General features: G+C 68.4%; 10 protein-coding genes. 3 read left to right on the top strand and 7 right to left on the bottom strand.

What is annotated here, in order from left to right; translation table 11 throughout:
- Positions 1 to 10: 10 nt before the first annotated feature.
- Together dprA and HHL15_RS11280 are read right to left on the bottom strand one after the other, a co-directional pair.
- Positions 11 to 1,090, bottom strand: coding sequence for a DNA-processing protein DprA (dprA, locus tag HHL15_RS11285; RefSeq protein ID WP_235943346.1), 1,080 nt, complete (start codon positions 1,088 to 1,090; stop codon positions 11 to 13).
- A 25-nt stretch (positions 1,091 to 1,115) separates the two neighbouring features.
- Entirely contained in the window at positions 1,116 to 2,213 is a 1,098-nt protein-coding gene (locus HHL15_RS11280; protein ID WP_169145860.1) for a LysM peptidoglycan-binding domain-containing protein, read from the bottom strand.
- Positions 2,214 to 2,367: 154 nt separating this feature from the next.
- On the opposite strand from HHL15_RS11280, the gene def reads away from it, so the two are divergent.
- The 3 genes from def to htpX all read left to right on the top strand — a co-directional run bounded on the left by def (position 2,368) and on the right by htpX (position 4,730).
- Entirely contained in the window at positions 2,368 to 2,871 is a 504-nt protein-coding gene (gene def, locus HHL15_RS11275; protein WP_169145859.1) for a peptide deformylase, read from the top strand.
- Positions 2,871 to 3,791: a methionyl-tRNA formyltransferase gene (fmt, locus tag HHL15_RS11270; protein WP_169145858.1), complete on the top strand. Its 921-nt coding sequence runs from the start codon at positions 2,871 to 2,873 to the stop codon at positions 3,789 to 3,791. Before def ends, fmt begins: the two co-directional genes overlap by 1 nt.
- Before the next feature lie 90 nt (positions 3,792 to 3,881).
- Positions 3,882 to 4,730, top strand: a complete 849-nt coding sequence (htpX, locus tag HHL15_RS11265; RefSeq protein ID WP_169145857.1) for a zinc metalloprotease HtpX — start codon at positions 3,882 to 3,884, stop codon at positions 4,728 to 4,730.
- Positions 4,731 to 4,781: 51 nt separating this feature from the next.
- Here htpX and HHL15_RS11260 read toward each other — a convergent pair whose 3' ends face one another.
- From HHL15_RS11260 to HHL15_RS11240, 5 genes are all read right to left on the bottom strand, one after another.
- Positions 4,782 to 6,224, bottom strand: a complete 1,443-nt coding sequence (locus tag HHL15_RS11260) for a hemerythrin domain-containing protein (protein WP_169145856.1) — start codon at positions 6,222 to 6,224, stop codon at positions 4,782 to 4,784.
- Entirely contained in the window at positions 6,221 to 10,168 is a 3,948-nt protein-coding gene (locus HHL15_RS11255) for a PAS domain S-box protein (protein WP_169145855.1), read from the bottom strand. Before HHL15_RS11255 ends, HHL15_RS11260 begins: the two co-directional genes overlap by 4 nt.
- A 118-nt stretch (positions 10,169 to 10,286) precedes the next feature.
- The gene (locus HHL15_RS11250) at positions 10,287 to 11,378 is read right to left on the bottom strand and encodes a protein-glutamate methylesterase/protein-glutamine glutaminase (RefSeq protein ID WP_169145854.1); all 1,092 of its coding nucleotides are present in this window, start codon (positions 11,376 to 11,378) and stop codon (positions 10,287 to 10,289) included.
- The gene (locus HHL15_RS11245) at positions 11,378 to 11,878 is read right to left on the bottom strand and encodes a chemotaxis protein CheD (RefSeq protein WP_169145853.1); all 501 of its coding nucleotides are present in this window, start codon (positions 11,876 to 11,878) and stop codon (positions 11,378 to 11,380) included. The genes HHL15_RS11250 and HHL15_RS11245 overlap by 1 nt, the downstream gene beginning before the upstream one ends.
- Positions 11,875 to 12,720, bottom strand: coding sequence for a CheR family methyltransferase (locus HHL15_RS11240; protein WP_169145852.1), 846 nt, complete (start codon positions 12,718 to 12,720; stop codon positions 11,875 to 11,877). Before HHL15_RS11240 ends, HHL15_RS11245 begins: the two co-directional genes overlap by 4 nt.
- Positions 12,721 to 12,722: the final 2 nt, after the last annotated feature.

Below are 12,722 nucleotides of genomic sequence, written 5' to 3'. Positions count from 1 at the left end.
CCGGTCATTTTCAGAGACGCTGGAAGCGCCCTCCGGGCAGGCGGGCAACCCGTCCTTCGAGCTCCAGCGTAAGCAGAATGGCGTAGAGCGCTTCCGGCGTCAAGCTGGTGCGGTGCACAAGCAGATCGATATCCACCGGATCATGCCCCGCCGCCTGCAGCACCAGGGCTTCCTCCCCCACCGCCTCGGCGACAAGGGGATCAAGGGCTGGCGCGGCTTCCGGCACGGCCAGGGACAGCTCCTCAAGGATGTCGTCGGCACACTCGACGAGCTTGGCGCCATCACGGATCAGGCGATGGCAGCCCCTCGCCAAGGGCGAGTGGATGGAACCAGGGATGGCAAAAACCTCCCGCCCGCACTCGGCGGCCAACCGGGCGGTGATCAGGGATCCGCTCTTCACCGCCGCTTCGACCACCAGCACCCCCCGCGCCAGGCCGGCGATGAGGCGGTTGCGGCGGGGGAAGTTGTGGGTCAGGGGCCCGGTACCCAGGGGAAACTCGCTGACGATGGCACCCTCCGCGGCAATCCGCCGGGCCAGCTCGCCATTGCGGGCCGGGTAGATCCGGTCGGCGCCGGTGCCGATCACGGCCACCGTCCGCCCCGCCCCCGCAAGGCCACCGCGGTGGGCCGCGGCATCGATCCCGAGGGCCAGCCCGCTGACGACCACCAGGCCGGCGCGGGACAGCACGGACGCAAAGGCCTCCGCATTGGCTTCCCCCTGAGGCGTGGCGCTGCGCGCGCCCACCACGGCAAGACCCGGCCGCTGCAGCAGCGACACATCACCTTTTACATAGAGGCAGACAGGAGGATCAGGAATCTCGAGCAAGCCGGCCGGATAAGCCGCATCGCCCAGGGTCACCAGGGCGTTGCCGGGCTCGTCGAGCCACGCCAGGGCCTGGGCCACTGCCGCGGAAGCATCATGCTCCAGCAGCAGCCTTGCCGCCGGCCCCCCGACCACGCCGGCCAGGGAACTGTGAGAAGCCGTGTACAGCGCATCCGGCGGCCCGAAGGCGGCCAGCAACTGGCGCTGCGCCGTCGGGCCGAGGCCCGGCGTGAGCGTCAGGCGCAACCAGGCCGCGGAGGGATGCAACCCCGGCAAGGGCCTGTGCCGCCGATCAGGGCCGGCGGACGCTGTCCGCCACCGCGGCGGGCCCGTTGCTCTCCATCACGAGGGCGTAGGCCACCCGCTCGAAGACCCGGAACACGAACACCAGTCCGTAGCGCTGCTCGGGCAGCACATAGCGCTGGGCCGGGCCGACGTTGTCTTCCCGGTACTCGGACTGACCACGGTTGCGGTGCAGGGCCAGCACGTGGCCGACCTCGATGTCGTCGCGCTTGCCGACGCTGAGGGCCAGCACGTTGTAGCGGCCAGCGCCTTCGACACCGTTATAGATGGACACCACGCGGCCGGAAACCTCGGTATCCGGGGCGTGGGGCACGTAGCTGGGCAGCTCGGGACGCCCCGCCGGCAGCAGGCGGTCACCCTTGCCGATCTCCTGTTTGAAGGAGGTGACCACCAGGCTGGCCGGCACCGGCGAACCGGGTGGGATGGACGGCAGGCTCGCCTCGGCCGATACGACGCCCGCTTCGGAAGCCACCCGGGCCTGCCCCAGGTAGGCTGCCTCATAGCCGAGGATCTCGCCGGTGACGGGATCCTTCAGCGGCTTGGACTTGCGATAAACGCTCCACTGGCTGACGCCCGGGGTGATGCGGGTCGCGAAGATGATGTCTCCGGGCCCGGTGAACACGCGCCCCTCCTGGGTGGCCACGACAATCCCGGCGGATGCGTCATCCGCATCGGCGACGACCAGCGGTTGCACCAGGAAGGGAGCGATGGCCCGCAGCGGAATGCTCTGGATAGCCGTCTGTGCGGTCTCGGAATGGACCTGCGGGAAGCGCTTCTCGTACAGCGGCTTGCTCCCGCCGAGCGGCCGGCCGAGCTTGAGGGACGGCCCGTTGCGGTCCAGCACGACGATCTGGCCCGGATAGATCAGGTGGGGATTGCGGATCTGCTCGCGGTTCAGCCGCCACACTTCCGGCCAGCGCCAGGGCTCGCGCAGGAACTTGCCGGAGATTCCCCACAGGGTGTCCCCGGGGACCACGACGTGGCTGTCGGGCGCATCGTCGGCAAGGCGGATCGGGCCGGCCGCCCCCGCGCCCGCGGGAAGCAGGGCGGCGACGCCGATGAAGAGGGCGGATATAATGCGGATCATTGGAATTGCGCTCGCTTTCGGCGGTCCAAATGGCGCTTGGCAGCATGGCCCCCGGGGCCGTGCGCGTTGCGAAGTCGATGCCCTTAGTTCAAGACGCGGGCATCGCAGATTTTGCTCAAAATTCTGCACGTAAAGTCTTCATCCGGCAATCTTTATGGCTCTCCTACCCATTCTCCGCTACCCCGATCCACGCCTGCACACCCGCGCCACGCCGGTTCAGAAAGTGGACGACGAAATCCGCCGGCTGATCGCCGACATGGCCGAGACCATGTACGAGGCCCCCGGCATCGGCCTTGCTGCAACGCAGGTCAACGTCCACAAGCGGGTGGTGGTCATCGACGTGTCCGAGGACAAATCGGCCCTGCTCGCCCTGATCAACCCCGAGATCATCGCCCGCTCCGGCGAACAGATCTGCGAGGAAGGCTGCCTGTCGGTGCCCGGCATCTACGACAAGGTGACCCGCTCCGAAACCGTTCGGGTGCGCGCCCTCAATGCCCAGGGCGAATCCTTCGAGCTCGACGCCGAAGGCCTGCTCGCCGTGTGCGTGCAGCACGAACTCGACCACCTGGACGGCAAGGTCTTCGTGGAATACCTCTCCCAGCTCAAGCAGACCCGCATCAAGGGCAAGCTTGCCAAGAAATCCCGGATCACCGCCTGATGAAAGTTGCCTTCGCCGGAACCCCCGAGTTCGCCGCCACCGCCCTTGAAGCCATCATTGCAGCCGGCTTCGAGGTGCCCCTGGTCCTCACCCAGCCCGACCGTCCCGCCGGCCGCGGCATGCAGCTGCAGCCCAGCCCGCTCAAGCAGGTGGCGCTGGCCGCCGGCATCCCGGTGGATCAGCCGGAAAGGCTGCGCACCCCCGAACAGCAGGCGGCATTGGCAGCGGCCGGTGCAGACGTGCTGGTGGTGGCGGCCTACGGCATCATCCTGCCCCAGGCGGTGCTTGACCTGCCCCGCTACGGCTGCCTCAACATCCACGCCTCGCTGCTGCCGCGCTGGCGCGGGGCTGCGCCCATCCACCGGGCGATTCAGGCCGGCGACGCCGAAACCGGCATCACCATCATGCAGATGGATGCCGGCCTCGACACCGGCCCGATGCTGCTGCGCCGCGCCGAGGCCATCGCCGCCGACGACACCACCGGCAGCCTGCACGACCGCCTGGCCTGGCTGGGCGCCGACATGATCGTCGAGGCCCTGCACCAGTTGCCGGACGGCCTCCACGCCACACCGCAGCCGGAAGGCGGTGTCACCTACGCAGCCAAGATCGGCAAGGCGGAAGCTGCTGTGGACTGGACCCGTCCGGCCATCGAGATCGAACGCATGGTGCGCGCCTTCAACCCCTTCCCGGGGGTCGTGGCCACCCATGGCGACACGCCGGTCAAGCTGTGGCGGGCGCGCGCCATCGACGCCTCCGGCACGCCGGGCGAGGTGCTGCTGGCCGAGGGCGCCGGCGTCATCGTCGCCTGCGGCGAGGGCTCGCTGTGCGTCACCGAGTTGCAGAAGCCTGGCGCCAAGCGGCTGCCGGCGGCCGACTTCCTGCGCGGCATGCCGATCGCCGCCGGCAGCCGCTTCAACTGAAACAGGGTTTTGCAGTCCATTGAATCTTTTGGGAATCGCCCCATCTAATCCCTCGCTTTCCGCTTAACTTCGAAAGGACGGATAAACCCAATGCTCGGCAACTGGCTCAAGACCTCTATCCTCATGGCAGGGATCATCGCCCTCTTCGGGGCGATCGGCGCCATGATCGGTGGCAAGTCGGGGATGCTCCTCGCCCTGGTCTTCGGCGGGGCGATGAACATCTTCTCCTACTGGTTCTCGGACAAGATGGTGCTGCGCATGTACAACGCACAGCCGGTGGACGAGACCAGCTCGCCCTACCTCTACAACATGGTCCGCGAGCTGGCCGGCCGCGCCCAGCTGCCGATGCCCAAGGTCTACATCATCCATGAAGACCAACCCAACGCCTTCGCCACCGGCCGTAACCCGGAAAACGCCGCTGTGGCGGCCACCTCGGGCATCCTGCAGATGCTCAGCGAGCGTGAGCTGCGCGGCGTGATGGCCCACGAGCTGGCCCACGTGAAGCACCGCGACATCCTGATCTCGACCATCTCGGCAACCATGGCCGGTGCCATCTCGGCCCTCGCCAACTTCGCCATGTTCTTCGGCGGACGCGACGCCGAGGGGCGCCCGACCAACATCGTGGCGTCCATCGCGGTCAGCCTGCTGGCCCCCCTGGCGGCCAGCGTGATCCAGATGGCGATCTCCCGTGCCCGCGAGTTCGAGGCCGACCGGGGCGGCGCCGAGATTTCCGGTGACCCGCATGCCCTGGCTGATGCGCTGACGAAGATCGACGCCTACGCCCGCGGAATTCCCATGGCCACCGCCGAGGCTCACCCCGAAACCGGCCAGATGATGATCATGAACCCCCTGTCCGGTGGCGGCCTGCGCGGGCTGTTCAGCACCCACCCGGCCACCGAGGAGCGGGTCGCCCGCCTGCGGGCCATGGCGCGACGCTGATACCTTCCTGCCTGCACAACCAGAACCCGGCCCCGGCCGGGTTCTGCACTTTCAGGAGGGGAGACGGAGCGGCAGGCTCACCCGGAAGCGGCTGCCCTTGCCGGGGCGGCTGGCCACTTCGATCTGCCCGCCATGCTGGCGCACGATGCGGTAGGTGGTGGACAGGCCCAGCCCGCGCCCCTGCCCCACCGGGCGTGTGGTGAAGAAAGGCTCGAAGATCCGCGCACGGGTCGCCTCATCCATGCCACAGCCGGTGTCCTCCACGTCCACGACCAGACTCTCGCCCACCTGCCTGGCCCGCAGGGTGATCTTCCCCGGCCCGCCGCCTAGCGCCCGGCAGGCGTTGTCGAGCAAGGCCTTGAACCCCTCGCACAGCAAGGTCGGATTGACCGGTATCGCAGGCAGTTCGCCATAACTGCGCACCACCTCCTGACCCGGCAGGCGGCCCGCGGCAGTGGTCCGCAAGACTTCGTCGAGCAGGGCGTCGAGCGGGTGGGGACTGACCTCAGTCGGGCCCGGGCTGGCAAAGTCCTGCAGGGCATGGATGATCTCGGCCACCCGGCCGAGCCCCTTGCCCGACTCGGAGACCAGGCTCGGCAGGTCCTCGCGGATGAAATCCAGATCGGTGCCATCCCGCGCGGCCACCCAGGCATCCTGCCGCCCCGAGCCCGCCACCAGCCGGTCGGCGGTATCCACCAGGGCCAGCAGCCGATCGGCATATTCCCGCAAGGTCCCCAGGTTGGAGGCCACGTAGCCCAGGGGGTTGTTGATCTCGTGGGCCACGCCAGCGGCCAGCTGCCCCACGGCGGCGAGCTTGTCGGCCTCCAGCAGGCGGTCGCGGGTGTCCTGCAGGGTATCCAGGGTGCGCTGCAGGGTCTGGTTGGCCGCGGTCAGCGCCGCCGTCCGCTCGCCGACCCGCTCCTCCAGACAGGCATTGATGCGCGCCAGCTCGTTGTTGCGTTCGGCCACCAGGCCGAGCAGGTTGCGCACCGCCACCACCAGCGCCGTATTGCCCGGGTCGCTGCTGTGACCGGACTCCGCCTCGTAGGCTTCCGCCGGACTCGTCCCGGCGGCCACGGCACGCATCTGGCGCGCCATGCTCTGGTCGGTATCGAGGATGTGGAAGGTGAGCCAGCTGGTCACGAAACGATGAAGCAAAGGCACTACCCGGCTCGTAGCCGAAGCACCCCGCATTTCACCGACCTGGGTCACGAAATCCGCATGGGCCTTGCGGTGGCTCTGGATATGGCGCGGATCGATCCCCGCGTCCACCATCAAGGCCTCTTCGGTTGCGAAATGGTGGAGCGCATAGCGGGACAGGCCATCCAGCACCTTGGCCAGCTCCGCCGGCTGGATCTCGATGCCGCTGGCGGCCCGCTGGGCCAGCACGTTGACCAGGTCCACCAGCTTGCGATGCTGGGCGTCCACCTCGCCAAAGCCGGTTTCGAAATAGCTCGCCCAGCAGAAGGGCTCAATCGACGCGCGGACGCTCATGCGGGCTCCTTGCCGGTGGTGGGCCCCAGGCAGCTGTGCAGTTGCTCCAGGAACACTCTCAAGGCCTCACTCAAGCACGCCACGCGCGGGGTCAGCGCCTCGGCTTCCTCCTCGCCGCGGATCGCCTGGCACACCTCCGCAGCCAGCAGGCTCAGGCGGATCGCCCCCACGTTGCCGGCGGAGCCCTTGAGGGAATGGCTCAAGCGCTCCAGTTCGGCCCGATCGGCCCGGGCGCTGGCCGCCTCGAGCTGCATGGGCAGCTCGGCATGCGTATCAGCGAACAATCGCAGCAGGCGCAGGTAGGTGGGCCACTTGCCGCGCACCATGCGCAGGCCCTGCCCCACATCCAGTCCGGCGATGGCATCCAGCGCGGCGGAACTTCCCTTCACCGGCGTGGCGCCCGGCACGATCCCGGCATCCGCGACCAGCCACTTGAGGAGGATCCGGTAAAGCGCCTCGGGCTCCACCGGCTTGGGCAGGAAATCGTTCATGCCGGCGCTCATGCAGGCCTCCCGGTCTTCCTCGAAGGCATTGGCGGTCATCGCCACCACCACCACACGGCTGCCAGAGGGCAGGCCCCGGATCTGCCGGGTCGCCTCGAGGCCGTCCATCAGGGGCATCTGCATGTCCATCAGGATCAGGTCGTAGTCGTACTGCATCGCCAGGGCCACGGCATCCTGACCGTTCTCCGCGCGGTCGATGGACAGGCCCAGGTCACCCAGCATGTCCATGGCCACCTCCTGGTTGAGGGGGTTGTCCTCGACCAGCAGGAGGCGCCGGCCCGCGACGCGACGCGCCACCGCGGCGGCCGTCTCCACCGCAGGCTCCTCGGCCGGCACCGGCAGCACGACGCCGGGGCGCTGCTGCAGCTTTGCCGTGAACCAGAAGGTGCTGCCCTGGCCGAGTTCGCTCTCGACACCGGCGTCGCCGCCCATCAGGCTGGCCAGATGGCGGGTCAGGGCCAGGCCGAGACCCGTACCACCGTACTTGCGGGTGGTGGACGCATCCGCCTGCTCGAAGGACTGGAACAGGCGCGGAAGCTGCTCGGGCGCAATGCCGATCCCCGTGTCGATGACCTCGAAACGCACCAGCAGGGCCGTGCCTTCGTCCTCGAGAACCCGGGCGCGCAGGGCCACGCTGCCATGCTCGGTGAACTTGACCGCGTTGCCGAGGTAATTGAGCAGGGCCTGGCGCAGGCGGGTCACATCACCCCGCAGCACCGGAGGCAGGCCTTCGGCATCGACGCGGAAGGCCAGCGCCTTGGCGCTCAGGCGGTCGTGGATCAGTGACTGGGCCTGGTTGAACAGGGCGACCGGCGAAAAATCCATGGTCTCGAGATTGAGCTTGCCGGCCTCGATCTTGGAGATGTCGAGAATGTCATTGATGATCGACAGCAGATGGGACCCCGCGCTGCGGATCTTGGCCAGGCGGTCCTGCTGCACGGGATCCACCCCGCTGCGCTCGAGCAGGCGGGCCAGGCCGAGGATGGCATTCATCGGCGTGCGGATCTCGTGGCTCATGTTGGCCAGGAAGGCACTCTTGGCCTGGCTGGCCGCCTCGGCCCGCTGGGTCGCCTCGGCCAGCTGGGTGGTGCGCTCGGCGACCAGATCCTCGAGGTGGTGACGATAGCGCTGGAGCTGGGCATCCAGCTCGCGCATGTCGGTGATGTCGAAGAAGGTCCACAGGAAGCCGTCACCGACGTTCGCCCCGGCCACCATGAGGGTCCGCAGCTGCCCGTCGCGGCAGGCGATGCGCAGCTCCACCGGATCATTGGTACGGCCGCCGCCCTGGCCGAGCATCACGGCGGCACGCCACACGTCCTGCGCCTGGGCACGCGCCTCCAGGGCCGGGAAGGCCTTGCGCCACCAGGCATCCATGTCGGGCAGGTCGTCGAGGGTGTAGCCGAAGGTCTGGACGAAACTGCGGTTGAGATCCACCACTTCGCCCGCCGCATTGATCAGCACCAGCGGCATCGGCGCCACTTCGAAGAGCTGCCGGAAACGGGCCTCGCTGGCCCTCATGGCAGACTCCTCCCGGTGCCGGATGATGGCGATGGCCGCCACATCGGTGGCCAGTTCCACCTGTTCCAGGTGGGGGGCCTGCGGCAGGGAGGCTTCGTCCGGATAGAGGGCGAAGGTGCCCAGCACCTGGCCGCTGCGGCTGAGGATGGGGGTGGACCAGCAGGCCTTGAGATTGAAGCGGGCGGCCAGATCCCGGTAATCGGCCCACAGCGGGTCGGTGGCAATGTCTCCGACGATCACCTTCTCGCCGCGGAAGGCCGCCGTGCCGCAGGACCCGACGGCTTCGCCGATGGCCACACCGTCGATGATCCGGTTGTAGTCATCAGGCAGGCTGGGCGCCGCACCGGTGCGCAGGTGGCGGCCATCCTCGTCGAGCAGCAGCACCGACGCCCGCACACCAGGCAGCTGGGCCTCCACCCCCGCCACCAGGCGCTCCAGCGTGGCGCTCAGGGCGGCACCGGAAGCCACCATCTCAAGCACCTGGCGCTGGGTCGCGAGGGCCAGCTCGACCCACTTGCGGTCGCTCACTTCGGTCCACGATCCGACCAGTTCGAGATGGCCGTCGGAGGCCGGCCGGCCCACCCGCAGCTCATCCCGCAGCCAGATATATCGCCCGTCGCGGCAGGCGAACCGGTATTCGAGGGCCACCTGACCCCGCTGCAGCACCTCCCTGATCCCCTCCAGGGTGGCCTGCCGGTCGTCCGGATGGATGCCATTGCGCCACCAGCCCGGCGCCAGGACCTCATCGGCGGAATAGCCCAGGATGCGGTTCATGTTGTCGCTGACGATGATGGGCTCGCTGCGCCCGTCCTGCGCCAGGGTGAGGGCATAGAAGATGGTCGGGCTGGCCTCCAGGAGATGGCCGAGCTGGCGCTCCGCCTCCAGCTGGCTGCGGGTCGCCTCCTCCCTGCCGGCCCGGTCGCGCAGGCCGCGAATCCCGAACGACAGGTCGCTGGCCAGGTCGCTCAGCAACTGCACTTCCGTCGCGTCGAAGGCGTCCTCGTCCGGCGAATAGACATTCAGCGCCCCGAAGCACTCGCCATCCAGACCGATCAGCGGCAGGGCGCAGGACGACTGGTAGCCGGCCTTCAGGGCGGGCTCGCGCCAGCGCTCGAATTCGGGATCGCTCAGGATGCGGCGGCACTGGACCGGCCTGCCCGTGCGGATGGCGCGCCCGGTGGGCCCACGCCCGGCATCCGTATCGGCCCACGAGAGCTGCAGCCCGCGCACATAGTCCATCGCAACGCCGAATCCGGCGACGAGGCTCACCGAACTCTGCTCGTTGAACTCCCGGTAACCCACCCAGGCAGACCGGTAGGCACCGAACTCCACCAGCACCCTGCACACCTGGTGGAGCAGCGAGCTCTCCTCACTCGCCCGCGCCAGCACCTGGCTGCACTGCCCCAGGGTCTGCAGTGCCCGGTTGCTGCGCCTCAGGCTGGCCGCCGTACGCTTGGTGTCGCTGATGTTGCGGGCCACGCCAAGCACACCGAGCAGTTGCCCGGTGGCATCGAGCATGGGGGTCTTGAGGGTCTCCACCCATTCCCGGTGGCCGTCGTCGGCAAACACCAGCTCTTCTTCATTGCTGACCGCACGCCCGGCGTGGATGGCCGCCAGATCGTTACGGCGGAAGAAGTCCGCCAGGCTCCAATGCACGAAGTCGTAGTCGGTACGGCCGATGATGTCGGCCTCGCGGGCACCAAAGAAGCGCTCGAAGCGCGGATTGCAGGCCAGGTAGACGCCGTCGGGGTCCTTCAGCCAGACCAGGTCGGGCAAGGTCCGGACCAGGGTCTTGAGGAGTGCATGCTCGCGTACCAGCGCATCACTGGAACCCGCGGGAGGTGGTCCGTCGCCCCCCAACGGCGGGACGCCCGCGACACTGCCGGGAGAACCGGACCGGTCGGATGGAGGCGGACGAGACATGCTGGGAATCTCCGGGGTGAACGTCGTCAGGGCATTCGGGCCTCAATCCCGTCGGGAAAGGCGGCCGCACGGCAAGGGCATGATCATAACGGCAGGATCGGCTGCCGGTTGAGGGAAGTCACCCCTGCCCCCCGCGCCCTCCGGGAGCACGGCTCCAGGCGAGCAGGGCGCCAGCGATTTCATGCAGGGGCAGCACACTCTGCACCGCGCCGCGCTGGATGGCCTCCTTCGGCATGCCGAAGACCACGCAGGTCTCTTCCGACTCGGCCAGCGTGGCCGCCCCGGCATCGAACATCTCACGCAGCCCGAGGGCGCCGTCGTCCCCCATGCCGGTCATGATGATGCCCAGCGCGTTGCCGCCCGCAGCCCGCGCGACGGAACGGAACAGCACATCCACGGAAGGCTTGTGACGGTTGATCAACGGCCCCTCCACCACCCGCACGTGGTAGCCGGCGGCATCCCGGGCGAGTTGCAGGTGACGCCCTCCCGGGGCGATCAGGACCAGCCCCTCCTCGACCCGGTCGCCGTGGCGGGCCTCCCTCACCTGGAGACGGCACAGGCCGTTCAGACGACGGGCAAACATGTCGGTGAAACCGGACGGCATGTGCTGCACCACCACGATGCCCGGCACGCTGGCGGGAAGCGCCGTCAGCACCGCCTCGAGCGCCTGGGTGCCCCCGGTGGACGTGCCTATCGCCACCACCTGGGCGCCATCGCTGCTCCCCTTCAGGCGCGGCGGACGAGGCAGATCGTCAAGGGTCAGCTTGGGGCGCGGCACCGGCGCCTGCAGGCCCGGACGCAGGCGCGCCGCTGCCGCCGCCCGCACCGCCGCCGCCAGGCTCTCGCTTTCATCCTGCAGGAACTGCTTGAGCCCCACCTTGGGCTTGGTCACCAGGCTCACCGCACCGGCGGCCAGCGCGTCGAAGCTGGCCTTGGCGCCCCGCGCCACGTGGGACGAGCAGATGACCACCGGGGTCGGCCTTTCGGCCATCAGCTTGCGCAGGAAGGTCAGCCCGTCCATGCGCGGCATCTCGATGTCGAGCACGATCACGTCCGGCCACTCCCGGCGCATCTTCTCGATGGCGAAGAGGGGATCCGCCGCGGTGGCCAGCACCTTCATGTCGGGCTGCGCCGCGATGGCCTCGCTGGCCACCTGGCGCACGATCGCCGAGTCATCGACGATCATCACCCGGATCGGCTTCCCCCTCATCAGCCCTCCCCGCCCAGGGGTCGGTGGGCCAGCCAGACATGCCCGGTCCACAGCTCGAAGAACAGCTTGCGATGGCCCCGCCCGCCGCAGTGGCTGACCGTCGGCCGATAGCCATGGCGGGCCAGCAAGGCATGCGCGCTATCCACGTTGCGGGCGGCGATGTCCATCACCGGCGGCGCGGCATCACCCCGCTGCAGCATGTTGCCGCCCCCGAAGACCTTCACCTGGTAATCCCCCGGCGCGCTGCCAACCCGCGCCACCTCCCGATCGAAGAGCGCCAGGGCCTCGTCGGCATAGCGCCCGTCCAGCGGATCGGACGGGCGGCGGGCACGTGACGGCAGCATGTAGTGGCACATGCCGCCGATCAGCCGGCGCGGATGCCACAGGGTGATCGATACGCAGGAGCCGAGCAGGGTCGCGATGCGGGTACGCCCGCTGCCGAAATGGAAGCCGCCGGGCTGCAGGAAGACCTCCCGGATGTCATCACCGGTTTCGATCATTCAACCAGCGGCTTGCGATAGATGGTCGCCCGCACCGCCTCGAGGCCTTGCTGGATGCCATTGAGGGTCTCGGAATGACCGATGATCAGGTGACCACCACGCTTGAGCCGGGGCAGGAGGTTGCCCACCACCTTGCGCTTGGTCTCCATGTCGAAATAGATCATCACGTTGCGCAGGAAGATCACGTCGAATTCGCCGATATCGGCCTCCACCGGCAGGGTCAGGTTGATCTGCACGAAGCGCACCCGGCGCCGCAGCTCGGGCACGATCAGGAAGGTGCCGCTCTGGGCGCGCACACCCTTCAGACAATACTTGACCAGGAAATCCGGTGGAATCCCCTCGTTGCGCTCCATCGGGTAGTGGGCCGCCTCGGCCTTGGCCAGCACCTGGGTGCTGATGTCCGAACCGACGATCTCCCAGGGCGAGGTATTCAGGGTCTCGGCCAGCAGCATCGCCAGGGTATAGGCCTCCTCCCCCGTGGAGCTGGCGGCGCTCCACACCCGGAAGGGGGCCGGGCTGCGCCGGGGCCGGATGATCTCATCGCGCAGGAACTCGAAATGGCGGGGCTCCCGGAAGAAATAGGTCTCGTTGGTGGTGAGCAGGTCCACCATCACCTGCAGCTCCTCCGGGTGCTGGCCACCGGCGAGCATCCGGTAATACTGGGAGAAGTTCGCCAGATCGTAGTGGCGCAGCCGCTTCGACAGCCGCCCCACCAGCAGCACCTTCTTGGCGTCGGACAGGCTGATGCCGGCGATCCGGTAGATCAGGCGCTGGAAGAGGCTGAACTCCTCATCGGTGATGGCAGCACCCGTCGTCGGGCGCCCGGCGGCGGGTGCAGGCATGG

It is taken from the genome of Zoogloea dura (assembly GCF_012927165.1).
Lineage (GTDB): Bacteria > Pseudomonadota > Gammaproteobacteria > Burkholderiales > Rhodocyclaceae > Zoogloea > Zoogloea dura.
This window is presented reverse-complemented; position numbering and strand designations above follow the sequence as displayed.

What these genes read in the sequence shown, in the direction of transcription:
- HHL15_RS11280 (WP_169145860.1), bottom strand. Translation starts at nt 2,213, where the DNA reads ATGATCCGCATTATATCCGCCCTCTTCATCGGCGTCGCCGCCCTGCTT.
- def (WP_169145859.1), top strand. Translation starts at nt 2,368, where the DNA reads ATGGCTCTCCTACCCATTCTCCGCTACCCCGATCCACGCCTGCACACC.
- fmt (WP_169145858.1), top strand. Translation starts at nt 2,871, where the DNA reads ATGAAAGTTGCCTTCGCCGGAACCCCCGAGTTCGCCGCCACCGCCCTT.
- htpX (WP_169145857.1), top strand. Translation starts at nt 3,882, where the DNA reads ATGCTCGGCAACTGGCTCAAGACCTCTATCCTCATGGCAGGGATCATC.
- HHL15_RS11260 (WP_169145856.1), bottom strand. Translation starts at nt 6,224, where the DNA reads ATGAGCGTCCGCGCGTCGATTGAGCCCTTCTGCTGGGCGAGCTATTTC.
- HHL15_RS11255 (WP_169145855.1), bottom strand. Translation starts at nt 10,168, where the DNA reads ATGTCTCGTCCGCCTCCATCCGACCGGTCCGGTTCTCCCGGCAGTGTC.
- HHL15_RS11250 (WP_169145854.1), bottom strand. Translation starts at nt 11,378, where the DNA reads ATGAGGGGGAAGCCGATCCGGGTGATGATCGTCGATGACTCGGCGATC.
- HHL15_RS11245 (WP_169145853.1), bottom strand. Translation starts at nt 11,878, where the DNA reads ATGATCGAAACCGGTGATGACATCCGGGAGGTCTTCCTGCAGCCCGGC.
- HHL15_RS11240 (WP_169145852.1), bottom strand. Translation starts at nt 12,720, where the DNA reads ATGCCTGCACCCGCCGCCGGGCGCCCGACGACGGGTGCTGCCATCACC.